The following is a 24601-nucleotide window of genomic DNA, read 5'->3' on the forward strand; positions in this document are numbered from 1 at the left end:
ATTACCGACGTATGTGAGGTCTAGGGTATTCGTCGCTCAATGGAGCGAGGCACGCCACAAGGGCCTTGGCGAGTATTTCTGGGGAAGAAGCCTCTCTCTTGAGTAGGCGCCCCGCCGGAGAGGGACTGAACTCCACCTTTTCAAAACCGCTCAACCAATCCAAGAAGCGGTCCTCTTTCCAGCTACTGCCGGGCTCGCCCATTACCTCTAAATTGAGTGCCTGACCGGGTCTAATCTCTGAGCGTTTATGAACTTGGAGCCTCTCTTCTAGCAGTTCGTCGATTTCGAAGCCTAAATTGAAAAGCGAAATCGTCCGATCTGGTACCTGAGCTCGAGCAGCAATTTTTTGGTCGGTTCGACGAGCTGCTTCGCGCACCGCTTGCAGGACTGCCCATTCCCATGTGTTGGGCAACAAGCGTTGAAAGAGGTCGATTCCGCCAAACTCCGAAACCAGATCCGTTCGCCACCAATTGAGCCGCTTCTCTTCGCCCCCTTCTCCAGCCCAAGCGATGATGAACTGCAAACCGAGAATAGCGTCGGCGGCTTCATCACTCAGGAGCCCATCTGTCTGCACGTTTACTCCAGTATGTACCATTTCTTATCACCGTTCTGAACGCGGATATTCAGCCCCGCTCGCCGAGCCAAGGCTTCAACTTTATCAGAGAAACGCCGAACCTGGCGAGGACTGCCCATGAGCTTGGCTAGGTCGTCTTCCGAGAGTCTCTTGTGCTTGCGAATCTGATCAAAGACGCTTTCCACGCAGTCCTCAAAGCTCACTTGAGCGTTTAGGTGTTGCTCAAGCTCTTTGAGCCCGTTCTCATTCAAACTGTACCACAATCCCTCTCCCATCCCGGAGGTGTCTGTACCACGAGGCGCCTTGTTTTCACTGCTCAAAACGACGAAACCATCAAAGTGTAAGACGTGCTTCAAGCTGGCCATCAGAGCAGTCACCACGCTCGGGATATAGCCAAGTTCACTAGCAATCTGTCTAGTGTGTTTGGCTCCGTGCTTGATGGTGAAGAGCAACTCCCGAATCTCGTCTATCTGCAGTTCATTAGCCTCTGCTCGAACTTCGATGGCCTTCTTCCTCAGAATGCGTTCCAGAGTCTCCGCGATTTGAGGATTTTCGACCGGAACGGCAGGCAAGGGAAGAGTCTTGGATTGCCGGAGCTCAAAAGCGGCCTTTTGTTCAACATAGTCGAGAACCACGGTGTCCAGGATAGCCTCTTCACGAGGTTGATCTTTGAGGCAGACCACGAAGTCTTCGTCGGCGATCTTGAGATCACCACTCGGGCGTATCACACTGCGTGTTAGTCGTCCCTTTTCCTCCATGAGTTGATTTAGGCGTTCATCTACGGAGAGCACTCGAGAGTGCCGAACAATCGGAACGTAGACGTGCACCTCTCTTTCTTGCCCGATGCGGTAGACGCGCGCTGTGGCTTGGTCTTCTTTTGAAGGATTCCATTCACGAGTTAGGTGGAAGACGTGGTTCGCCCCCGTGAGATTGACTCCAAGGCCCACCGTCTGTGGTGAGAGAATGATCACATTGAAGCCCGGCGAAGTATCGAACTCGTCGAGAATTCTGGGCCTATTTCCAATTTTTTCGTCACCTGTGATGCACTTCGGGGCGAATCCGAAGACGTGCTCGATCGCTCTCACCAGAAGCGGTTGAACGATTTTGGCTGAGGTAAAGATGATGGCGCGTTCACCTTTCTCTCTAATCTCTTGCAGCTTATCGATGATGAAAGAAAACTTAGGACTGCTCTTGATCAGCGTTTCCGGGTCTCTGAGTAAGGGTGCCACATGCTCTGCAGTTTGTGGATGGACGTCAACCGGCGTGGCTGCAGGGTGAGCTGCAGTTCGCGCCAATGTGTGGATAATCCCAAGTCCGCGCGCTCCAATACCTCGTAGTCCACCGCGGACGAGGTCGTAGATCTCCTCTTGCTCGGGAGTCATCGACAACTCTACGACATGCACGTGTTTCTTTGGCAGATTCTTCAAGACATCTTTGGTTCTTCGTAAGTAGTGGGGTTGAAGCGTGGTGAGTAGGTCTTTCGCCGCCTTCTGGGCCTCAGTGTTGGTCTCAATCGGGACCACATACTTCTGTTTGTAGTCCCTTAGGGAGTTGAGGAGCCCTGGCTGCGCAAAGTCAATGATTGCCCACAATTCTTCGAGCCTGTTTTCCACCGGCGTGGCCGATAGAGCGATGCGCAATCGGGCCTTCATCGCGCGAACCGCACGGGCTCTAACTGTGTTGTAGTTCTTGATGAGGTGGGCTTCGTCAACGACTAGCGTATTGAAACTCAGGTTCTTAAACAATAGCTGATCGCGACCGAGTGTCTCATAGGTCGTAATGATAACATCGGGCGCTGAAAGGTTCTCCGGCCTTTTGGTCCGCGAAGGTCCCTGATGAATGAGGATTCTGAGGCGCCTGTTTACGAAGTGATTGAGTTCGTTCTTCCAGTTCTGAAGCACGGCGCCTGGAACCACAATCAGCGTCTGTTTGAGAAGCCCGTGTTCAGCCAGGTAGGCGAGCAAGGCGGCGACTTGAACGGTTTTGCCGAGCCCCATTTCGTCAGCAAGGAGTCCACCTTGTCCAGCCTCCTTCTCTTGGGCTGCTTCCCATAGGGTGCGCAGCCAGATATGCCCCTCCTCTTGGTGCGCGTGAAGCGTTCCCTCGAAGTGGTTTGAAATGGGAAAGCGATGAAGCTCCTGCCTCAGCCTCTCGGCAGCTTCGGCGGCAAAACGCAATTCCTCGTCATTGTCCTTGGTGAGGAGAACCGCTGGCATGCTCCAAGGGGTCTTCTGATCGCGCGCCCGTTCCGGCATGTCTTGTATGGGTTCCACACCTTCTAAGAGACTAGGTGCCGTCCCTAGTTCTACTGGGTCGTAGATGACTGGAACTGGTACTCCGTACCCTTCGATTCTATCCAGATACTCCTCGACGAATGGCTCAAGGGTTTGCCCCATCCCCATGGCATCAAGGTCTTCTAAAGCTATCGAGCCAAGCTCAGGATGTTTTCTTAGTCTATCTTCGGCAAAGGCCATGGGATCGCTAAGGAATGTATCCTTTTCCTCTGGCCTCACGATGTTCATGACTTTGGCCACCTTTAGCCGTTCAGCCACGTCATCAAGGGCAATTCGCTCCCTTCCGAGGTTGTCTGTGCCATGCCAGATTTGTGTGGTGTTCGCGTTCAGCACCTCCTTCGCCGCTTCGAACGTCTCGAAACCCGGCATTATCGGGCGAATCTCAATGCCTCCATCAGCAGTGTTCCGCGCCTCGAGTTTCACTTCATCGGCTTTGGGCACGATGTAGCGTTCACGTTGGAGTTGTTCATCTACGACCACACTTTGTGAGTTTCCTAGCCTCTCGAAGGCCTCTTCAACCCCTTTTTGAATCTCCGAAAGAAAGCCGTACTCCTCACTCATCTTGGTGAATACAGGAACGTGTTGAACCCGTTGGCGAAGATCTAGGATATCACCGGGCAGAATATGTAACTCTTCACGCTCATGGTGGAAGAAACCACAAGGAATCGCCTTGTATCGGGCGTCCTCCAAGCCTCGAAAAAACTCACGGTTTGGGGCGATCCACTCACAAACAAGACCTGGGTCGCCCCGCCCAATTGGTTTGGAGGGACGGATCTCCAGTTTCCATTCTTTTGAATATTCGAGCCCAAGGCTCCTCAGATCGTCTGCTTCAAATCTGGCTACTGTTTCGTAAGAAATCCGGCCATCGGAATCGAGGACATCAGCTTCTGCGAGAATTTGAATGTAGCTACGGCGGACACGCTCCTGTTCCGTGCATGAGAGCAGAGGCTCCGTTTCAAAGATGTTCTTTTTTGCTGTGTCCGCTTTCCAAAAGAACGTAAGCCCATTCAGGTCAGCGTTGTGGTCGATTCTCCACTCGCGAACTTCACTCTTTGTTCGGCCGAACTTCTTTCCGAGGCTATCCAACCATCCCATACCTATTCCTCCAACATAGTTGCCAGTTTGAGCTTGGCGCCTGGGAGCCAGTGTCCCATTCTGGAAATGCGGGTCATCGCCTGCCCCTCGACCTTCGGAGGAAGTCTTCCATTTTCAGCTAGTGTTTTTCTTACAGCAGCGAAAATGCGTGTTCCATAGACATCCGCGTGTCCAAAGTTGACGGGTTCAACTACGCCAAATTTTGGAAACTGAATGAATAAGAATGAGCTTCCAGCGGACCGGTCAACCCTAACGATTTTATCAGCAAAATCTTTCCAGAACTCACGTCTAGTTCCCTTACCTTCACTCCAGAATTCGTTTAGAAGATGCAGCTTGATCAAATTGCTTAGCCATCTCGACGCTAGAGGGTCCTCCAACACCACATCAGACGTAGCGAACTGGTCCAAGACCGTTCGAAAGGTTTGGTTCTCCAACAAGATGTTTGCCGGCTTTTGCCCGGAGTTTTGCCAGGCGTTGAGAAGGATTTTATCCAGTTCCTTTGCGGGAGTTACTCGAAGCAATTCCCGCACGTCCTCCTCCCCTAAGACACTCCAGTGTGCAAGGATGCCTTGATTGAAAAGTGCCCATGCTACACGACGCACCAGAGTTCCATTTGGGTCTTCCTCAATGAAATCACGCAGTGGTTTCCGACTCTTGGACACAGCCTTAGCCACGGCATCGATGTTTGGCAGGTCCAACCATGCCCGTTTGTTCGAGGGCAAATCGGAGCGATTCCGTAGAGTCTTGGCAATTTGAGTGGCCTGACCGGGGTGAATCTCGTTGGCGTAAGCGGTCCAAAGGTCATCCGCCCTGAGTTTGTAAGAATGTTTAAGGAAGTAGTTCTGAGCCGGAAATCGGACAGCGTCATCCTTGTCAAGAATGAGATGCTGCAGGAGAGCTAGAAGGAAGGGCTCGAGCTCCAATTCAATCCGCTCAACGCTTTGCAGGCGAAGGACTCGGCGACGTAAGATCTCCAGCAGCTCCTCAGTTGGTTGGTCGAGTTTGGCACGAGAAAGCGGGTGATCCGTCTTGATGTTAGCGATAGCCCCCAAAAGCATGTTTGGCTTGTACAACATTCTATGGGCTCTTTCGGAACATGTGATCGAGCTCTCGAATTGCCTCTTCATCTTTCAATCGAAACCGTAGCTCTAATCGTCTTGATCGCTCCTTGTCCTCAAGGCCCTCGCCGTCAAAGACGGGTCTTGAGCTCGAGTATCCATTTGCAGCCAGCACACTTTCGATTTGGTAACCTTTGGCGAGGTCCTCCCGAAACACGAATTGCATCACACTGTACGCGCGCGCCTGGGAAAGCTGAAGGTTGAATAGGTAGGCGGCCTTGGGGTCTGAGCCTGAGAAATTACTGTTTGAATGGCCCTCAAAAACAATTTGGCCGACATGAACTCGAAGCTTCGGATCACCAAGAAGTGCTTCAAAGTAAATGGGTAAGAGCTCTTTGAGTCGTTCTTGGCCTGGTTTGCGAAGCCGGTCTGAGCCTTCATCAAAGAGAATGCTAGTTCCCAGGGAAATTGCCCCGGTTGCATCGTCAAAAACCAGGTCTCCGCCACGATCAGCGAAACGCTTACGGAGTCTTTCTATGATCTGTGCACGAACGCCGAGGATATCCCCGACACCGACGTGTAGAGAATACAGCTCCTGCTTTGCTTCCTCTAACTCAAGTCGCGATTCTTCCAACTCCGCCTTTTGAACTTCGATATCGTGCTTTGCAGCAATAATAGAGCCGACTAGCATGAGGATGAACACCATCAGAAGACCGGCCATGAGGTCGGAGTAAGACATCCAATAATCAACGGAACTCCTTTGTTGCCGTCTCTTCATGATGCGATCTTCCTAGTTCCCAAAACCTCTTTGAGGTCGTCAAGCACGCGCTCCAGTTCTTGAGTTCGCACGTTCATGGTTAGGAGTGTGCCTCCAAAGTGATTGACCGCATCTTGGAGCGCAGAATCAAAAGAGGCCAACGACTTGGCGAGGTCGGCGACCGTCTTACCTTCCGCAGCTGAGAGTTCTCGGCGCATATCTTGAACGAGCATCGTCAAGGTTTTGCTCTCCCTCTCCAGCGCACCCACACCGTCGCTTATTATACGTGCTTGAGATTCCACGATCTGGTTCTGTTGGTTCGACACAAGACCAACCCTGTGGACCATGGATTGAAGCTCCGTAGCAACAGTACTTAGGCTCCGCTCTTGGCCCTGCAATTGTGTCGAAAGGCCGTCGAGCGAGTTTCTGACCTCTGCCGCCATGTTGCCAAACTGCACTAGATTCCTGCCTTGATTCTCCACCAAAGTGGACTGAGATGAGGTAGTTTGGGTCAACAAGTTGGTTGCGGTCCCGAGTTCGTCGATCAGTGAATGATACTTCTCCTCCGCGACTCGGTGAAGGCTAACAGACTCCTCGATCGCCACCTTGAGTTCTTCGAAGTAGCCCTCTAACGAGTCAGAGAATTTGGATAGGAAGGCTTGCATGAGTGAGTCTAGCATCGCCGCATGAGCATTGTACGCACGGGCGCCCATGTCTTCCATAATACCGTTGAGATCTTGGAAATGTGGCTGCATGGCGGACGAAATCTGCGCCGGTAGGTCAGATGCCAGCTGCCTCACATTTGTGGTTTGGTCTCGAAGATTGACAATGATCTGCTCAAAGTGATCCGGAAGCCTTAGAATCTCTTGATAGACTCTAGATTGCGAAGTCTCGCAGAATTTGGAGTATTGAAGTTGAGCCCTTGAGAAGTTCTTTTCTAGCTTAGCCAACTCATTTTTTGCCGAAAGCAGAGTGTAAAGCGACAAGATGATGCCGAAAATCGATGAGACGAAAGCCACCGAGAGTCCGCCGATCAAATCGGCAATACTACCTTGAATCTCCTGCGACGAGGCCGTGGGGTCGATAGATACGATTCCAAAGATTAATCCTAAGAACGTCAGGAGGATGCCAAGTGCGGTGAAAAGTGAGGGGTACTGCTCGAGAGTCGTTCGCTCTTGTGGCATCTCCGTCAGTAGGTCATCGACTCCCAGTTCAGACAAGTCCTCTCGCAAACGATCTTCCCACAAGACCAACCTGCTGAAATTGCACTTGGTCTCCATGAGTGCATCCAGTGCAGTTTTGCGGTTGGTCTTAAAAGACTTTTCGCATAGTTGCACGAGGAGCTCATTCTCCGTCCGCACTCTGGTGAGAGCGGTGGTCCAGGCCTGAAAGGCCCAACCAAAGACCACTAAACAGAGTAGAATCGTGACAAGTAGCGTCATTAACAGGCCCAAGGGAATTGGTTGCTTTGGTATCGGAAGAATTGGCCACGGGCGTGCTTTTGTCAATCTACTAGGTGTGGTGTGTTCAGATTCTCGATGCAGAAACGTCCTTTTCGGCATGTAACGTGCCGATTGAGGGGATTCGCAGGGGATCTGCCTTGCGCGAATCGATCAAGGGGTTCAAAATTCTGTCTCCCCGAAGAACCGGAAAACATTTTGAGTCAGCAGGTCGTAATCTCGTTGGAACTCGATGCGCATGTGCAATTGGCCACCCTAAGTATGCGTCGTCAGATCTTGCGCTCCTTGGTGATTACCAATCATGGGTCCGAGGCTTTGGAAAACCTAAGCCTCGAACTCGAATGCGATCCCGAGTTGATCCACGCTAAAACGATACGCATTGAACGGATCGACGCGTCAGAAGTCTATCTAGTCCCAGACGCACAGCTCCGGCTTGCGATGAAGGTGGAGCGCCTTGCGAATCTGACCGAAAGTCAGGACGGTACCTTTATCGTCAGACTTAAGTCGGGTGCACAAACACTTGCGGAGTTTCAGCAAGCCCTGACGTTTGAGGCATGTAACGAGTGGTTGGGGGCACGGCTGCCGCCGGAATCGTTAGCTGCCTTCGTCACCCCTAATCATCCTTCGCTAAACTCGTTCTTGAATGCGATGCGCGAGGAGCTTCGAGCAGCCGGCGTGCGGGACAGTTTGGAGGGCTATCAGGCAAGGTCTCCACAACGAGTTCTCGAGCTGGCCAGTGCGGCTTACAACGCGGTCAACCGGCTGGGTATTGGGTACTCGAATCCGCCCGCAAGTTTTCATCTCGCCGGCCAGAAGATACGGACGATCGACCAGATTTTGGAATCCAAGCTTGGGACGTGCCTCGATTTGAGCGTGCTATTGGCAGCGGCCCTTGAACAATGTGGGTTGCATCCATTTATTGTGCTGGTCGAGGGGCACGCATTTCCTGGCGTTTGGCTTACAGAATGGAATCTTCCGACCCCATGGAACGAAGACCCACTTCCCGTGAAGAAGCGCGTGCTTCTCGGTGAGTGTGCGGTTTTTGAATCGACGGGTGCGCCAGACCGTTTGGCGTTTACGAAGGCCACAAAACTCGCCGAAGCTCGTCTGGAAGACATTCGTCGCTACCATTTGGCTGTCGATATCAAGGCTTGCCGGAACGCTGGCATCACGCCTCTCGGTCTGCTGCGAAGTAATGCCTTCAAAACAATTCAGGATACGAGAGTGGAGTCCGCCGATGTGCCTCAAGCGCTGGCTCCTCTTCCGGTGGTTCAAGAGACTCCGCGCGCTCGAATCGATCGTTGGAAGTCGAAACTCTTGGACTTAACTCTGCGCAATCGCCTCATCAATCACCGCGATAGCAAGTCTGTCCTACCGGTCTTGGGCAGTGCCATGGCATTGATGGAAGACGAGCTCCAGTCACGAGGAAAGCTCGAGCTTGTGCCGAGACAGGATCTTCATGCCGTTGAAGACTTGAACGAGCATACACAAGCCATGGCGAAGCAGGGGCGACTGGTCGTGGATCTATCGAAGTCAGACTTCGAGAAGCGTTGTGTTGAGATCTACCGCAGCAACGCGGCGATGATTCAAGATGGAGGTGTCTCGGCTCTATTCTTGGCGATTGGATTTGTGAGGTGGTTCGAATCCGAGACCTCCGAGCTTTCCCGCCTTGCGCCTATTCTTTTGGTTCCACTTGTAATGGAACGCACAAAGGTCGGTGGGCCCTATCGTATCGCGCGTTCGGATGACGATGTGATCTGGAACGCCTCCATTTTTCAAAAGCTGGAGGCCGAGTTCGGAATCAAGACAGAAGTGTTCGGTCCTAGCCCGCCCGAAGATCAAAGTGGGGTTGATGTAGATGCTTCGTTAAGGCTCGTACTCAACGCCATCAAGGACTTGGAACGGTTTGAGGTGGTGTGGAACGCTTCGGTGGCACTCTACCAATTTCAAAAATTCATGATGTGGTCGGACCTCGAACAAAACTCGGATGCATTGATGTCCAGTGAAGTCGTGCGCCATATTGTCGAGGGGTCGGAGGAGCCATTTCCCATAGTTGGAACACTTCCATCGGCCGACACGATAGACCAACTGCCTGCTACGGATGACCTCTCCGTAGTGGATTCTGACTCTTCTCAACTGGCAGCGATCCGCGCCGCGCTTTCAGGCAATAGTTTTGTTCTTCAAGGGCCACCTGGAACTGGTAAGTCACAAACGATCACCAACCTCATCGCCCAGGCCCTCGCCAACAATAAGACGGTGCTCTTCGTGTCCGAAAAGCGGGCCGCTTTGGAAGTTGTGGAGTCCCGACTCAAGTCAGTAGGGTTGGGACCGTTCACGCTTGAAGTTCATTCCGATAAGTCATCAAAGGCAGAGGTAGTCAAGCAGCTTGAGGAACCCCTGAAGTTTGCTTGGCCTGAGTCCTCTGACCAATGGACCGCACACGCGAACAAACTAGGTGTCGCGCGTGACAAGCTCAACTCTCACGCCCAGCGCTTTCATGCACCTGGGCCGTTTGGTGAGTCGCTCTATGCCACTGTTGCGCGTCTCATCGCGCTTGATGCAAGGAATACCCCGCGGATTTCTTTGCAGTTTGGGGGCGTGCCAGACCAATCGACTTACGAAAAACAAAAGGACGCCGTGGCCGAGTTTGCGGCTCGTACCAAACGACTGGGCGATCCGAGTGCGAATGCCTGGCGCTATGTGACTCATACAGACTGGGGCATTTCCTGGTCGCAAGAGGTTCGACAACAACTCGAAGACACAATTTCCAAGGGGCAAGACTGGTCCGAGAAGTTGGATGCCACAGTTGAGACGCTGGTCCCAAATGGGGAAATGCCACCCGAGGCATTTGAGCACCTTGGTCAGATAGCCTTTCTTTTGAGTAGTTGTCCCGGCGTTCCTAAGGAACTACTGACTGGAAATCGCGACCAGATCGAGCAACTTGTGCAACGAGTTGAGAAAGACCTGGAAGATTTAAAGACCGTAAGAGAACAGATTGGGCAGAGCTTCGATCTGGCGATCATCGACGATGCCCAACTTGCCGAGACTCGCGCAAGGTTTCAGCGTTGGTCGCAAGCGTTCTTTCTATTGGCATTCTTCATGCTCTTCTTTGCGCGTGGTCATCTGAAGTCTTTCGCGCACAATGCAAATCTTCCGGACAACAAGCGAATCTCCGATGATTTGGGTAAGGCCTTAAACGCACGTGAAAGAAGGGCGAGACTACGCGACGTGGACTCCCAGATCACCCAGCTTTTTGGCGTGCACTGGGCTTCGGAGTCTACTCCATTGAACAGACTACGAGATGTCTGGGAGTGGGCCAAGAAGTACCGCGCTACATTGGTTGTGATTCGCGAGGCGGACGAACGTGTTGGTGATAGACTGGCGGAGATCGCGACGGACACTGAGCGTCTTGGTCCCGAAACCAAGCTCGGCGGCCTACTTCGTTCGCTTAAGGCGGCGGATGAGGCTTGGCAAGAGGCCAAGAGGGAATTGAGTTCGCTTCTCAAACTCAATGACCAGTGGGCAGTGCTAGATGGCTATAGGCAGCTGAACCTAGCCCGCTCTTGGGCAGTCGAACTTGAGAGTCTTCAAACGTGGTGTGATTGGCTACGTTCGGGACAGGTCGTCCAGTCATTGGGACTTGAGCGGCTCTTCGAGCATGCGTCGAAGGGAGAGCTCCTTCATGAGGATATTCTACCCTCGTACGAACGCTCTCTTCGTGAACACTACTGGAACGCTCGTTGTGAATCAGACCCCGACCTCAAGCAATTCCGTGGCCATGACCATGAACGCGTTATCGAACAGTTCCGGGTGCTAGATGATGAAGCCAAGAGTGTTGCGCGTTCTGAGGTTCAAGCCCGACTTGCGGCACGTCTTCCTGAGCGAAATGCCCCTGGTGAGATGGAGGTACTACGCAAAGAGTTCAGCAAACAGCGCGCGCATAAACCGATTCGAAAGTTGTTTGCTGAGGTTCCGCACGTACTTCTTCGTCTGAAGCCTTGTGTACTCATGTCGCCCCTTTCGGTCGCAAGGTTTTTGAGCGTTTCAGATCAGCTCTTCGATATTGTCGTTTTTGACGAAGCCAGCCAGATTCCGCCTTGGGACGCGATCGGAGCGATTGCGCGTGGAAAACAAGCCATCATCGTGGGTGATTCTAAGCAGCTCCCACCGACCTCCTTCTTTAGTTCTAACGACTCGGATGAATTCGCCGAGGACGAAGACTTTTTGGAGCTCGAATCCATTCTTGAGCAGGCTGTGGTCCGAGGCGTGCCACAGCTGACGCTGAACTGGCACTATCGCAGCCGGCATGAGTCACTCATCGCGTTTTCCAATTTCAACTATTATGACAATCGACTCCACGTCTTCCCCTCTCCGCATCACCGTTCTGCTCACTTAGGATTGAAGTGGGTTCAGGTCAAAGACGGTGTCTACGATCGGGGCGGCTCTCGTACCAATCGGCGGGAAGGAGAAGAAGTTGTCTCAGCAATTCTGGCCAGGTTGAAGGACCCAGAGCTACAACAAAAGTCGATTGGGGTTGTCACGTTCAGTTCGGCGCAGCAGCGATTGATTCTAGACCTTTTGGACGAGGCGCGGCGGGCCCATCCAGAAATTGAAGACTTCTTCACAGACGCTGTCCCAGAACCAATTTTTGTAAAAAATCTTGAGAATGTTCAGGGTGACGAGCGCGACGTCATGTTCTTCTCGATTTGCTACGGACCAGACGCAGCAGGAAAGATGACGCTTTCATTTGGTCCACTAAACAAGGTCGGGGGTGAACGACGTCTCAACGTAGCAGTGACGAGGGCTCGTGAACTCCTCGTAGTGTTCAGTACGTTCCATCCCGATCAAATCGATGTAGGAGTCACAAACCCTTCGGTCCGCCAGCTCAAACTCTTCTTGGACTATGCCGCTCGCGGAAAAAGCGCGCTAATTGGCGCCGCTATGCCTGACGAGTCCCGCGGTTTCGGTTCGCCGTTCGAAGAGGAGGTCTACGAAGCGTTGCGTGAGCGAGGCTGGGATGTTCACACGCAAGTCGGTGTCGGAGGGTTCTACATCGATCTCGCCGTGGTGGATCCTGCGCGACCTGGAGTCTACTTGTTGGGCATAGAATGTGATGGTGCTGCCTATCACAGCGCGAAGTCCGCCCGTGATCGTGACCGAATCAGGCAGAATATCCTGGAGAACCTCGGGTGGCGTATTCATCGCATTTGGTCGACAGATTGGTGGACTCAGAGGACATCCCAGTTGCAGCGCGTGCTTGGTGCACTTGATGAAGCGAGGCTTGAATCCGAGAAGCAAGCGATCAAGCGCGAAGCCTTCTCGCTGCCACTGCGCAACAAGGCCGATGAACAGGTGTTGCCGCCTCAAAAAGACGAAGCTCCTACAGATGAGCCAGCAGGCTGGCCGAGCGACGTATCGCCTTGGTTGGACCTGCCTGAAATCTCAGGCGGCGAGCAAGAAGCCTTCTATTCGTTGGCTTCTCGTCAGCAGATTGGTCGTCAGATCCAGGCGTTGGTCCAATCTCGAGCACCGATTAAACTCAACCTAATTGCCCGCCATATTACGCAGGCTTGGGGTTTTTCAAGCACCTCTGCCAAGGCCCGCGACTTGGTGTTGGAACTTGCTCAAGTGAGTCAACTGCATGTGAAGGGCGATGTTCTTTGGGTTTCTAAAGAACAAGCAAACAAATGGAAGGGGTTCAGACACCATGATATCGCGTCACGAAACATCACCGACGTGCCCGAGGCCGAGGTAGCTGGTGCAATGTTGTGGATAGTGGAGCGCGCAATAAGCATCCAAGAGAAGGACCTGTTCTCTGAAGTTGCTGCTGCGTTTGGATTCAAGAGCTTGGGCAGGCAGATACGCGAAACCTGCGCTGCAGTTCTTGCGATGCAGGTCGCCGAGGGCAAGCTGAAGTCAGATGATGGGAAGGTTAGCTTCGCGCCGGGCTACTCAGCCAAGTAGTTCTGGATGGTGGCGAGTATCGACTGCTGATGACGGTAGATATCCGTGATCTTTTCGATAGGAATGCGCGTCTCGTTCTTCTCGAGGTCCAAGACGCCCAGATAGCGTTGTGTCCTGTTGAAGTGCAGGCGGCAAATGGGCTTGCGGTTGTTATCGTCGAGGAGGATCCCGCAGTAGCTCTTGGTGTCTCGCATCACCACACGCTCTGGTTCCACAAACTGGGAGGCGATTGCCTTGACGATGCGCACGCCCTCGAGCTCTTCCTCGGTGGTGACGATGTCACCGTCCATCGAAACCACGCCTTCCGGGAGCTCCTGCTCCTCGGGCTCGTGCGTGGCTTCGCTCTCGTTCTGTAACGCACTCGTAAGACGCTGGTGTACTCGCTCTTGAATGAGTTGAGCAAAGGCGCGCTTGAGCAAGGGCTGGAATTGTTCCGTGACCTTCTGTGTGAACGGGCCCTTGTGCACCTCTTTGCCAACGAGCTTGGTCATCTCGATGCTTGGATTCGTGAACTCCTCCAACAAGTACTTTTTCATACCGTTGAGGTACTTGAGCTCGCTCGCCGCCGACGTAATCGCCTCAGGGTCGAAGTTCTCTTTTGTGTACTTCTGGAGCTGGGTAATCGTGTCTGGCCGGATATCGCTGAGACTGAACTCGAAGTACGGCTTCGGGTCCATCTTGTTCTTGTCGTCCAGGTCGGTGAAGAATCGATAGATGATGCCGTTGGTCAGAATCCCGATTCTGGCTGGCGTCACGGAGAAATAGCGATAGAGCTGCGAGAAATGTACTTCGTCCAGGTTCACTTTGCAGTGCTTGACCTCAAAGAGCATCACCGGCCCAGGCACATTCTGTAGCTGGATTGCATAGTCGACTTTCTCGCCCTTCTTTGTCCCTACATCCGCCGTGAACTCTGGAATGACTTCCAGTGGATTGAAGACGTCGTACCCAAGGATACGAAGCATCGGCAGGACCAATGCGGGGTTGACGTAGCTGCTTCCGTTTGAAGACTGTCGATGATTTTGGCCGCAGTCTCTGCGAGTTGATAGAGTTCCCTTTCCACAAGCTCTCCTATGTTTTTTTGTCCCGAATTTTCGTGTAGTAACGAATACTTAGATTCTGTGACCGGAACTTTGGCTTGTCAAACTTATTTCCAGAGCACGTTCTATCTAGGATTGATTTCCGCGCTTACCTAGTGTGGGAACCCGCTCTCGCCATCGCTCAAGAACTCTTCGCAAACCACCGTGAAGATGTCGCAGCCGATGAACACCCTCAAGAGAACTCGTTGCATGCGGTCTGGGTGCGCATCTGCAAGGCGCCGAGCGAGGAAGCTCTTATTGCCGCCCTCCTCGTAGATCGCGTCGTAGATGTCGTGGATCATCGCCTTAAGCCGTTCGTCCTCCTTCCGCTCAAAGAGGTCTTCGGTTTCCGACTGCGCCAGGTAACGATAAACTGCGCTCATGAAGCTGCTGAGAGCCTTGTAGAGTTCCTTGCTCTCGACTTTAGGATTTCGTTTGCGGTGAAGCTCCCGAACGTGTTTCAGGAACGGTGTCCACTCGTCCTTGGGCACAGGCAAGAGGTAGCGACTGATCCTGCTGTAGGGTGTGCTGTCTTCTGGCCAGAGGGTGATGATCGGTTCGCCGTCGGGTGTAAATTTCATTCGTGACTCCTTGGTTTGCCGCCTACAAGAAAAAGAATTGCCGCTGAACCCCACGTGAGGGACAACGGCGTCTGCTCCTTTAATTCTGGGAAGCCCCACACAGCTGTCAAACGATTTTTTACATTTTTGGCCAACTATTTTGGAGCCCTTTAGGGCTGAATTTCAGATTAGAAGACTGTCCACGAAATTCAGGATCCTGCTGGTGGTCCAGTCGTCTCTCGAGAGCTTCCCCGCCTGTTCACGAATGCTTGCGCGAAGCTCCTGACTTGGGCGCTGATAGACCCTGGTACTTCGTTGGAGTTCGTCGTGCACCATGTTCTTAAGGGCCGTAGACGGACTGTCTTTCAAGTACCCAAGCGCAAGGTCCACGTAGACCCAAAAGGACTTCTTCCGGATGAGACTCAAGAAGCTCAATTCACCCTGCTCAGAACTCTTCACGATGACGTCTTTGAGCTCTAAGAGCTCATCGGTGGTATTGGCGTCCATAAGTGCGGGAAGAATCAAGGTTCGCGACCTCTTGCATTGGCCTATCAGGGCGGCAACATCAAGGTCTCGTAGCCGCGTCGGGTCGCATGAAATCAATGCACTCAGACAGTTTGTGCGAGCCTGTCGTGTCCCTTCCGACACGCCTCTCAGGAAGTGCTCTACATCGTCCTGGCGGCGGTAGTCTGCGATATAGTAGAACTCTTGGCCCTCCCTTTCGTTGTAGAGCCGGTACGCATCGAAATCGTAGAACTCGGCCAGGTAGAATTGTCCGAGCTGACGCAGGCTTCGATTTCGGTCCAACGCAAACGCCACAAGGAGCTCCTTGGACGGCACGTCTCCCGATGCGATTTGACTCTGCAGAAGGCCGCGCCTGACGCCCGGGACCGGATCCTGAGTGAGGCGGTCGACCTCTCGGGCATGGAGAGCCCGGAAGTCAAAATGGTTCAGCAGCATCAGCCTGTTGAATGGCTCTGGGTCGTCTAGAACCCACGGCCTCAACTGCGCATCAGCCCCAAGAGAGAGGTTTAAGAGAAATCTTCGGAACTTGGGTTGAAGGCCCAGAAAGTCCGGGAGATTCATGTGGTTTGTGCGGCGCAGTAGGTCTGACTCGATATGCGCAAACGCCTCGTCCGAGCGAGCACGTTGTTTACCTGAAAGGTAGAGGAGGAGCCGCTGATTGGCCACAATGGCGTCAAAAGGTAGCTCGCGGAAATGGCTCAAGGTCCACTCCTTGGCCAAGTCTCGAACCTGCGGCACCCAGTCTTCTAGCCGCAACAAGATGCGATTTTCATCGCCTGGTTGGTAATGCTCAATCAATTCACGTAGACTCGCCTCGCGAACATATCCCGAGCTGCTTATAGAGCAGAGCCAACGATTTAGCCGCAAGTCTGACACTTCGGGACGAACCCAAGCGGACACCCGCAATGATAGATCATTCCTTAGGGTATCGAATGTAAAGTTATCTGGAAGGTTAGTCATGATTGGCTCTGGAAAGTACTAATGTCGTTGGTTAATGTCTAGTAGGGCCCGACAAGACTAAGTGAGACATGACGGCATCGCTACAAGACAACGAGTTTCTAGAGGCCAGGCCGGCTCATCTCTCCGAGTGCGTCGAGCAGGTCTGGTACTTTCGAGGACGCCTGCCGGCAAGGCGTGAGAGGTGATCCGAAGCAACTATGAAGCCGGCCTGACCATGGCCGTCGAGTAGGAATTTTTACAATCCAAGGCGACTGGGTTGTGGGATTCTCGGGCTTCCAACACCAAAGGAGGAAGAATGAGTTCGTACATACCCAAAGGATTTCAAGCCATAACGCCGTATTTCATGGTTCATGACGCCGACGCATTTCTGGACTTTTTATGTGCCGCATTTGGGGCCGAGGAGATCAGTGCGCACCGAGAAGAGGACCGTCTTGTCCACGCCGAGCTCAGAGTCTTTGGTTCGGTCATCGAGGTCGGTCAGCCAAAGGGCGAGTTCACGGCGACTCGCGTCAACCTGCATGTATATGTGGCGCAACCCGAAGATGTGGTTGACCAGGCCCTTCGCGCCGGCGCGACCCTACTCTACCCTGTCACGGAACACGAGTACGGCGAGAAATCCGGCGGCATCGCCGATGCGTTTGGTAACCAATGGTACATCGCGTGTGTCACCGACCATCACAAACGCTCCATCTCTTGAATCATAGATGTGAATAAGGTAAAAGTTTTTATCTTAATGCTCTCAGTGTCTTCACGGCGAGGTATAGTATTGCAATGGGGCTTTTACGGACGCACTCGCGAACTCCAAGAACTCGTCTCGATTTTTAAGAGAGGTCGTTTCTTTTTCGCTCGTGTGACTGGCAGAAGGCGCATCGGAAAGACGACGTTGGTTCAACAAGCTTTGCGCGCGTCGGGCAGAACCAAGATTTTCTACGTACAAATACCCGACTCCGCCCCGGCTGGTGTTCTTTCGGCGGTCGCCGACGCCATGGACACGTTTCAAATTCCCAGCAACATTGAACGACCCGATAGCTTGCTGAGTCTAGCCACCCTTGTCGAGAAGATGGTGCGTTCAGGATATGTGATCGCCCTGGACGAGTTTCAGTACTTTAGTCGCAAACACCTCCACGAGTTTCTCTCCCACCTTCAAGCGGTGGTCGACCGTTTGCTCGCCACCCCCGGGTCCAATGGTGGCGGGCTCATTGTGTTGGGTTCGCTTCATGCGGAGCTCGTTGCATTGCTGGAGGATCGCGATGCTCCACTATACAATCGCACCACAGATCAGCTGGAGCTCCAGCACCTCGATATTGCTTCCATCCTTCAGATTCTTGAGGCACATAGCGACCCGACTCCCGAGCGCTTGCTCTTTTTGTGGGGGCTATTTGAAGGTGTGCCCAAGTTCTATCGAGATTGTTTCGAACAAGGCGTTTTGGCGGCAAGTCGTGAAGAGCTCTTGGAGCAAATGTTCTACGGTTCGTCTTCTCCCTTGCGCTCAGAGGCAGATCATTGGTTCTTGAGCGAGCTTCGCGGCCGCTACGATGTCGTCTTGAAGTTTGTGGCGCGAAACCCCGGTTGCACGTCCGGAGAGCTCACCAGCCATGTGCGAGAGATCAGTCCAGAGAGCTCTGAGCAAATCGGAGGCTACCTGGAGGTCCTCATCAACAAGTATGGATTGATTGAAAAGCGCCTTCCAATCTTCTCGAAGCCGAAGGCTAGAAGTGGCCGCTACTATGTGACGGACAACTTCTTGCGCTCATGGCTCGGCGCGTTGCACAGCAGCGTTTCGGCTGTGAATTTCAGACCCATTAACATCCTGGTGAAACAAGCGGATCAGAAGTTAGAGGACGGTGAAGGGTTTGCATTTGAAGAACTAGTCGCCGAGCTTTACGCCGAGCGAAGTCGGAAAGGTGTTGGAGACTTCTCAATGACTCATCGCATTGAGGGTTTTTGGGACAAGAAGGGTACGGAGATCGATATCGTGGCTCTGAATGAAGATGACCAAATCATCCGCTTCATCACCTGCAAAAGAGATGCGGCCAAACTACTTGGTGAGAGCAAGAGACTGGACGAGCATGTGAAACGATTCTTGTCCCACCACAAACGCTTCAACTCCTGGCGGAAGGAGTATGTTGGAGCTGCTCCTATGATTGAAAAGAGTTTGCGAGCGCGACTTGTACAAAGCGGTCTTTTTGTGCAGGACCTAAATGAACTCACCTTCGAGCTTTAGGGAGGCAAAATCATTGCTTGAAACACCACTAGAAGTTGCCTAAAGTGCCGCTCTTTGCGCGGGAGCTCTGATTGAGGTCTATCAGGTGGGACATACGGCTAGTGGCGACGTCTGCGGCCTTCGTGATTATCGCTTTCTTCGCTGGCGCGGGAGCATCGTGGCCGGCCTTTCAACTCCTCGCGATGGGGCTATTGCTCTACCAACTCCCGGGGCTGGTCACAGACCTGATTGGGGCGGTGCTTGAGCCGCCAGAAAAGCCCTGGTTCGGTTGGGTTGCGGGGTTGAGCCTTGGGAGCATTCCAGCTGCCATGGCGGTGGTGCAGCTCGGCTCATTTAGCCCTGCGCTGAGTGTTGGTCTCGGGGCAGCTGGCCTCGTCGGTGGTGGCCTCTTGGGGTTCATCATCTCCAAGTTCGGCACTCGCCTCGGTCTCGACCGCTGGGCCTTTGTCTGGGCATCACTCCAATCACTCGCCCTCTTCGTTCTGGTTCACTTGCAAGAGGAGACTATTTCGGGCCTTCAGGCTGATACTCTCAAGGTTCGCCTAGGTGCCTATGTAGGTACTTCTTGTCTGCTAGTTTTGCTCGCGATTTTGGGTGCCTTGCGGATTGGTGCAATACGTAACCCTCAACGCTCTAGACTTGTAAGTGTAGTTGGGTTGGTGGTGGGTGGTTTGGTCGGATTCGGCCTGCTCTATGCTGACCAAAACTACTATGCGGGTCAGTACTTCTGGTACCACGTGCTCCTCCTGATGGGCGGAGCCATGGCCATGGAGACCTCATTCACACTGCTCCTTACGTGGGTACGCTCTAGAGCACTTGTGCGTAGTGTGGCACTGACATTCATCGGATTGTTAGGACTGGTCGCCATTGCTCTTTCTGGACAATCCGCCAACACTATTAAGGCCCGAAGCCAGGTTGAGTCACTCCCCTCAGGACCCCTTGTGCTCGCCGTGCTGCCCACACCTGGTGATGGGGCGCAAGACAAACATGTTGCAACGCAATATCAGAAGTTTTTTGACTACCAACCCGAGGTCCGCGAGTACAACATTCTACTCATCACCATAGACACTTTGCGCAATGACTATGTAGGTCCAGAGGCGCCGCATAGCGCCGCGTCGCCCGCCATGACCGAGCTCGCCCGCACCTCCACGAACTTTACTCAGGCCTTCGCGCCGAGCTCCCATACCGCTGAATCTATGGGGAGCTTCCTCAACGGGCGCTACACCAAGAATCTGAACTGGCGCCTCTGGATCCGCCATAAACGAAAGCTCCACGACCCCGAAACAATCAGCGATGAGCTGCGCGAAGAGATAGGTACCCGATATCGCACCACGCCAGTTCCAGACCCGCCACTTGGTGGCAATCTGGCCCAACGTCTGGAGGCAGAAGGCCTGCACACCATGGCCACCCCCTATCTCGCGAGTGTGCCGTTCTTCCGAAAGGGCGTAGGCTACGAAAGGGGAATTCAGGACTACAAAGACTATGGGGCGCGCTTTCGAAAAACGCCCTCATCCATGAGCATTGTCAAGGATACGCTCACGCAAATTGACTCCGCAAAGGGAAAGCAATGGTTTCAGTGGACGCATCTCTACGATCCCCATTCTAGCCAGACGAACAAGAAACGTTATGCCAAGCTCGTGCGCCACACAGACGATGCCGTAGCGCACCTATTCAAAGGCCTCAAAGAGCGCGGGCTTTGGGACAAGACCATCATCGTCATCACCTCGGATCACGGCGAGCAGTTTGGAGAACATGGCAAAAAGAACCATGGGGTATCACTCTACAATGAGGAGGTCCTTGTGCCTCTGATCATTCGTGTGCCCGGTGCTTCGGCGCGCACACTGGGAGAGCCCGTGTCCACAGTGGACGCCGTGCCCACCATGGTCTCTCTTGTGGGCGGAGATCTCGAGCATCTCGACGGTGTCAACCTCGCCCCGTTTATCTTTGAGGGCACCTACACCAAAGACCGTCCGGTGTTCTTGAATCTAACGCGGTACGAGAAGCGCTCCACCAAACCCGCGCACCACCAGACTGCCGTGGTCTTTGGCCGGCACAAGTTGATACACAATCGCGAATCGGGCACCTATTTGCTTTTTGATCTGGTGGACGACCCCGCCGAGAAGACCAACTTGATTGGGACTTTGCCCCAGACCGAGAGCTACCTACGAGCGTTGACCCACTAAGTTAGAATTTGCCGTGGATTTCCCATGCCCAACCTGAAACCCATCTTGCTCGCGCTGGCCGCCACTTTGGCGGCTTGTCAGACTACCCAATCTCCCCGTGGCTCAATGACAGAAGCCTCCGAGCCTACACAGAAGGAGCTAGCGCCGCGGCTCATTGAAGTTTGTGGTGAACAAGTTTCTACAGCGGCCGATTCCTTAGAGTGCAACGGAGTTGTCGAAAACCTGAACGGACTTGAAGAGCTCAAGAACCTCAAAAACCTCTCTCTGAGCAGGACCAGCATCACTGATGCGTCAATTGACGACCTCAAAAACCTACCGGCATTGACCACACTGGACCTAAGCTCCACAAGTGTTGGAGACGCTGCCATCGAGTCACTGGCGAGTCTTGAAGGGGTGCGAAGTGTAGACCTCAAAGCGACGGGATTCACTACGAACGGAATCGAGCTCCTCAAAAAAAGGCGGCCCGACCTTGAGATTCAGGCTGATTCTCCGAGTCTCGTTCTATCCAATGCGAACGTCGAGTTCTGGTCTAATGGTGAGATTGTGTTCGAGGGCAAATCGGCGAACATCGACACGGGCGAGGTGATGGTTGGCCGCTGGGATATTTCGCGCTGGGGGAACAATACCTACAAGGATACGGTCGAGGTATTTCAGTTCGACGCGAAGCATAGGGTGATTCACCTCTTCTTGGACGATGCTCGGGGAGACGAGGACCCGCCTCGGCGCCAGATCGTGTACCTGGTCAATGATGACGCACTCATCAAGATATTCGACGAGCACCTGGGGACGTATGGAGATATGCGTCTGACTTTCCATGGGGATGGCACCGCGAGCTACATCACCGACGACTGGACTGCCCACCTCAAATACGGCAACGACGTCCACGAGATAACCATGGGCCTCGATGAAGACTCTCAGGAACTGGTGGTCAAACGCAGAGTTGCAACTGGCGAGCACATCGATCCTGAGAAACTTGCAGCCTGTCCCTTCGTGTGGGTCAAACAAGGCAACGGCGACTTCAGATTCATGGGTGAGATTCTGCGGAACTTGCGCGGAAAAGCCGCCTATGCGTCGCAGGAACTCGAGTTGGTCGGGGTTTCAGGCGGTCCTTTGGTCGTACGTTTGACAGAAGAAAAGGACGAAATCACCTTCCTTGATGAGCTCTACCTCGAAGCGGATGGTGTTCGTATAGACGCGAGTGAGTGCGAAGGAGAAGGTGCCCCGGTTTGGTGCACCTCGGATAGGATCTCCCTGCGGATGGTCCGGGGCGACGTCTTGGAAACCACGTTCCAGGTGCCCCCTAACGCATCAAAAGTAGTACTGCACGCAACAGGCTACTATAACCCGCTTTCCGCGAACGCAACGTCGGACACGAGAATCCACAACGCGGCAACGACATTGAACTCGCGGATCTGGGTTTTGCGCTAAGCATGCCGTTGCGCGCGAAGCTGCAGAGTGTACCCGTCGAGCCCCTTGGCGAGCTCCGAAGTTGGCTCTTGGAGCAGCTCTCAGACATTCAGGGTGTGCTAGACCACACGCCTCTCTTCCGAAAATTTCCGGATGGGGTACCTGCGGATACTTACAGTCTTTGGGTGGACCGTTTCCTGGTCCATTTCTTTCAGAACCCACACCAACCTTGCTTGTTATGCGGCCAAGACGGCACCACCCACGTATTGAGTCCTTGTGCGCACGTGGTGTGTTCGTTGTGCTTCGATGGCGAAAACTACTCGGGCTGTCCCATATGCGGGCAAAAAATCGATTCCGAAACGCCATTCTTGATACCCACGAAACCTCGAAAACGCGGCCATGAAACCGCCCCGCTCAAGGTTCTCCACGTGGGCTCAGATCTGGCCGCGGAGGCTCGAGCACTCTTTGAGCAGCTCGCTCAGCGAAAGCAGGCGCTATCACCCGATGACCGGCAAGCGCTCGTGATTTTGCTCGAAGAGTTTGGCCCTGAGGTTCTTGAGTGGATCCCCGAGAAGATTGCGCTGCGCGAGAACATCGCGCAGATCTTCGGCGCGCTCTGTGATTCCCTTGAGTTGCCTGTTTTTGAGAAAGCGGCCCAGAAACACATGACCACGGCAACAGATGTGTTGAGGTTCATCGCCGCCTACTCGGGGGCTGACCCGTCCCTGCAACCCGAGGAACGCTTCAGATTGGTGGAGATTAACAACGCTCCAGACGGCTTGATCGCGAAGTTTCTCAAAGTGCTCGGACGCCCCTTGCCTGCTTCTCAAACAAGGATTCAAGTCACACACAAAGTCTTGCGATTCAGGGTCGCAAAACTTCGACGCCCGCTAAGGCGTGTGTTGTTCAGAATGATGGAGTCACTCGGCGAAGACCGTCTGATGGAAGACATGCCACGCTATGCCTCGGCGTGGGTTTGGGTGGGAGAGTTTCTGCATCCCCACGAGTACGCCAAACGCTATCCCGCAGTCGCCAGGGGCTTCGACGTGGTCCGCAAGAACTCGCCGGCTCCGAAGTCCTTCGCCGCAAGGGTGGAGGCGGCAGCCATCAAGGGAGATATCGCAGAGATGACCCGACTTCTGGCAAGTCGGCCAGGCGAGTTTGGGCGCCGTTTGGACCATCTCCTGAGACTCGCGGACGCGGGTGAAGAAGACATCGTCTTGAAAGAGCTGGCGCGTATCGCACCAAGATTTGCCACGCCGCTCTTGGTTCAGCTGAGCGCGCACTTTCGAACTCGGCACACGAGGCTCCCGGTTCGCGTCTATTTTCCTGCCGGTGCGTCCGTTACGGGTGTCTCTGCTGAGGACAAGCGCACAGTGTTTAGCTCGGAACTCACAGAGCGCCTGGTGGGCATATTCGAGTCCGAGCTATTGGCACGTTTTGCTGAGCTCAAGGGCCCCAAGGACTGGGTGATCGATGCGAAGATGGCCCAGCACATGGTGCCGTTCAATGAGCGCACGGCGAGCACGGCGACGGTGTCATTGAGCCGAGGCTCTAGTCTAGACGTGCCTGAAGGAAAGACCCTGAGACTCTTTTTGCACTGGTGCGAACCCTTCTCCGAAGAGAGAACTGACCTCGACCTTTCCGTGGGATTCTACGGTCCAAACTGGGAGTATCTAGACGTCTGTTCCTATTACCAACTACAGGTCCAGAACGTGGCTCGAAGCTCTGGCGATTTCACGAGCGCACCATTTCCGGACGGGGCAACTGAGTTCGTGGATCTCGATGTGGCTGAGGCCCTAAAGAAAGGGTTTCGGTACGCGGTGATGGTTGTGAACGCGTACGGTGGGCTTCCTTTTGGTGCCCTTGAGAGAGCGTGGGCTGGCCTGATGCTCCGCGACTCGGACCAGGGCCTTCATTTTGACCCGCGGACAGTGGAGCTGAAGTTCGGGCTTCATGGCGGAAACGGCATCTTTGTGCCTTTGGTGGTGGATCTTCAGACCCAGACCATGCACTGGCTGGACCTCTATTCGGAAGGAAAAATCCAGTTCAACAATGTGCACACATCTAACCAGGCCATTCAGCGAATTTGCCCCGACACCATTGCCTATTTTGGGAGTGGAGCTCGGCCATCCATGTTTGAGCTTGGAACGATTCATGCCGCAGCCCGCGCACAATGCGTGTTCATCCGAAGTGGCAAAACATTGCGCAAGTTTGAGCGTGAGCCGTCTGAATCCGCGAGTGATTTCCTGAGGCGCCTGCGGAGATTTGAGGGCGGCGAGCCTTGTGATACCACGCCAGACACTCCGGTGGTGGCCCTCCTTGAGCGCGGTGATCTACCATTGGCCGAAGGCAGCGAGGTCTTCGCGGTCTTTCGTGAGGAGTTCACCCCAACGCTCAAGGCTGCCGACCTACTCTAAATTGAGTCGACTTCTGGGGGTAAAAGTACTTCGCATAGTGGAAG

The 24601-nt window shown here is 53.7% G+C and carries 14 protein-coding genes; 6 read left to right on the forward strand and 8 right to left on the reverse strand.

The annotated features are described in order from the left end of the window. Window position 1: 1 nt before the first annotated feature. The 5 genes from brxE to FRD01_RS14640 are packed head-to-tail and all read right to left on the reverse strand — an operon-like array spanning window position 2 to window position 6998. Window positions 2-595: a BREX-6 system BrxE protein gene (gene brxE, locus FRD01_RS14620; RefSeq protein ID WP_146960877.1), complete on the reverse strand. Its 594-nt coding sequence runs from the start codon at window positions 593-595 to the stop codon at window positions 2-4. Beyond that, a complete protein-coding gene (locus FRD01_RS14625) occupies window positions 577-3963 on the reverse strand; it encodes a DEAD/DEAH box helicase (RefSeq protein ID WP_146960879.1) in 3387 nt (1128 codons plus the stop codon). The genes brxE and FRD01_RS14625 overlap by 19 nt, the downstream gene beginning before the upstream one ends. 2 nt (window positions 3964-3965) lie before the next feature. Beyond that, window positions 3966-5039: a hypothetical protein gene (locus FRD01_RS14630; protein WP_146960881.1), complete on the reverse strand. Its 1074-nt coding sequence runs from the start codon at window positions 5037-5039 to the stop codon at window positions 3966-3968. A 1-nt stretch (window position 5040) separates the two neighbouring features. Then, a complete protein-coding gene (locus tag FRD01_RS14635; protein ID WP_146960883.1) occupies window positions 5041-5799 on the reverse strand; it encodes an OmpA family protein in 759 nt (252 codons plus the stop codon). Further along, window positions 5796-6998, reverse strand: coding sequence for a MotA/TolQ/ExbB proton channel family protein (locus tag FRD01_RS14640; RefSeq protein WP_146960885.1), 1203 nt, complete (start codon window positions 6996-6998; stop codon window positions 5796-5798). Before FRD01_RS14640 ends, FRD01_RS14635 begins: the two co-directional genes overlap by 4 nt. A 438-nt stretch (window positions 6999-7436) precedes the next feature. Here FRD01_RS14640 and proA point away from each other — a divergent pair, with 438 nt between their 5' ends. Beyond that, window positions 7437-13202, forward strand: coding sequence for an anti-phage protein ProA (gene proA, locus FRD01_RS14645; RefSeq protein WP_249755637.1), 5766 nt, complete (start codon window positions 7437-7439; stop codon window positions 13200-13202). Here proA and FRD01_RS14650 read toward each other — a convergent pair. The 3 genes from FRD01_RS14650 to FRD01_RS14660 all read right to left on the reverse strand — a co-directional run bounded on the left by FRD01_RS14650 (window position 13187) and on the right by FRD01_RS14660 (window position 16323). Continuing rightward, a complete protein-coding gene (locus FRD01_RS14650) occupies window positions 13187-14164 on the reverse strand; it encodes a type I restriction enzyme HsdR N-terminal domain-containing protein (RefSeq protein ID WP_146960889.1) in 978 nt (325 codons plus the stop codon). The two genes, proA and FRD01_RS14650, sit on opposite strands and share 16 nt — an antisense overlap. Window positions 14165-14391: 227 nt before the next feature. Beyond that, window positions 14392-14859, reverse strand: a complete 468-nt coding sequence (locus FRD01_RS14655) for a hypothetical protein (RefSeq protein WP_146960891.1) — start codon at window positions 14857-14859, stop codon at window positions 14392-14394. A gap of 162 nt (window positions 14860-15021) precedes the next feature. Beyond that, window positions 15022-16323, reverse strand: coding sequence for a hypothetical protein (locus tag FRD01_RS14660; RefSeq protein ID WP_146960893.1), 1302 nt, complete (start codon window positions 16321-16323; stop codon window positions 15022-15024). A 295-nt stretch (window positions 16324-16618) separates the two neighbouring features. Here FRD01_RS14660 and FRD01_RS14665 point away from each other — a divergent pair, with 295 nt between their 5' ends. From FRD01_RS14665 to FRD01_RS14685, 5 genes are all read left to right on the forward strand, one after another. Then, window positions 16619-17020 carry a VOC family protein gene (locus FRD01_RS14665; protein WP_146960895.1) on the forward strand — a complete coding sequence of 134 codons (402 nt, stop codon included), beginning with the start codon at window positions 16619-16621 and terminating at the stop codon, window positions 17018-17020. A 36-nt stretch (window positions 17021-17056) separates the two neighbouring features. Beyond that, window positions 17057-18547: an ATP-binding protein gene (locus FRD01_RS14670; protein WP_146963967.1), complete on the forward strand. Its 1491-nt coding sequence runs from the start codon at window positions 17057-17059 to the stop codon at window positions 18545-18547. Between the two features lie 71 nt (window positions 18548-18618). Next, entirely contained in the window at window positions 18619-20730 is a 2112-nt protein-coding gene (locus FRD01_RS14675) for a sulfatase (protein ID WP_146960897.1), read from the forward strand. A 24-nt stretch (window positions 20731-20754) separates the two neighbouring features. Beyond that, window positions 20755-22158, forward strand: coding sequence for a leucine-rich repeat domain-containing protein (locus FRD01_RS14680; RefSeq protein ID WP_146960899.1), 1404 nt, complete (start codon window positions 20755-20757; stop codon window positions 22156-22158). A gap of 2 nt (window positions 22159-22160) precedes the next feature. After that, on the forward strand, window positions 22161-24557 hold the full coding sequence (locus FRD01_RS14685) for an RING finger family 4 domain-containing protein (RefSeq protein ID WP_146960901.1): 2397 nt from the start codon (window positions 22161-22163) through the stop codon (window positions 24555-24557). Window positions 24558-24601 lie beyond the last annotated feature (44 nt).

Source organism: Microvenator marinus, from assembly GCF_007993755.1.
Classification (GTDB): domain Bacteria; phylum Myxococcota_A; class Bradymonadia; order Bradymonadales; family Bradymonadaceae; genus Allomicrovenator; species Allomicrovenator marinus.

Coding starts and splice junctions, on each gene's coding strand:
- brxE (WP_146960877.1), bottom strand. CDS start 595: ATGGTACATACTGGAGTAAACGTGCAGACAGATGGGCTCCTGAGTGAT.
- FRD01_RS14625 (WP_146960879.1), bottom strand. CDS start 3,963: ATGGGATGGTTGGATAGCCTCGGAAAGAAGTTCGGCCGAACAAAGAGT.
- FRD01_RS14630 (WP_146960881.1), bottom strand. CDS start 5,039: ATGTTGTACAAGCCAAACATGCTTTTGGGGGCTATCGCTAACATCAAG.
- FRD01_RS14635 (WP_146960883.1), bottom strand. CDS start 5,799: ATGAAGAGACGGCAACAAAGGAGTTCCGTTGATTATTGGATGTCTTAC.
- FRD01_RS14650 (WP_146960889.1), bottom strand. CDS start 14,164: ATGCTTCGTATCCTTGGGTACGACGTCTTCAATCCACTGGAAGTCATT.
- FRD01_RS14655 (WP_146960891.1), bottom strand. CDS start 14,859: ATGAAATTTACACCCGACGGCGAACCGATCATCACCCTCTGGCCAGAA.
- FRD01_RS14660 (WP_146960893.1), bottom strand. CDS start 16,323: ATGACTAACCTTCCAGATAACTTTACATTCGATACCCTAAGGAATGAT.
- FRD01_RS14665 (WP_146960895.1), top strand. CDS start 16,619: ATGAGTTCGTACATACCCAAAGGATTTCAAGCCATAACGCCGTATTTC.
- FRD01_RS14670 (WP_146963967.1), top strand. CDS start 17,057: ATGCTCTCAGTGTCTTCACGGCGAGGTATAGTATTGCAATGGGGCTTT.
- FRD01_RS14680 (WP_146960899.1), top strand. CDS start 20,755: ATGCCCAACCTGAAACCCATCTTGCTCGCGCTGGCCGCCACTTTGGCG.
- FRD01_RS14685 (WP_146960901.1), top strand. CDS start 22,161: ATGCCGTTGCGCGCGAAGCTGCAGAGTGTACCCGTCGAGCCCCTTGGC.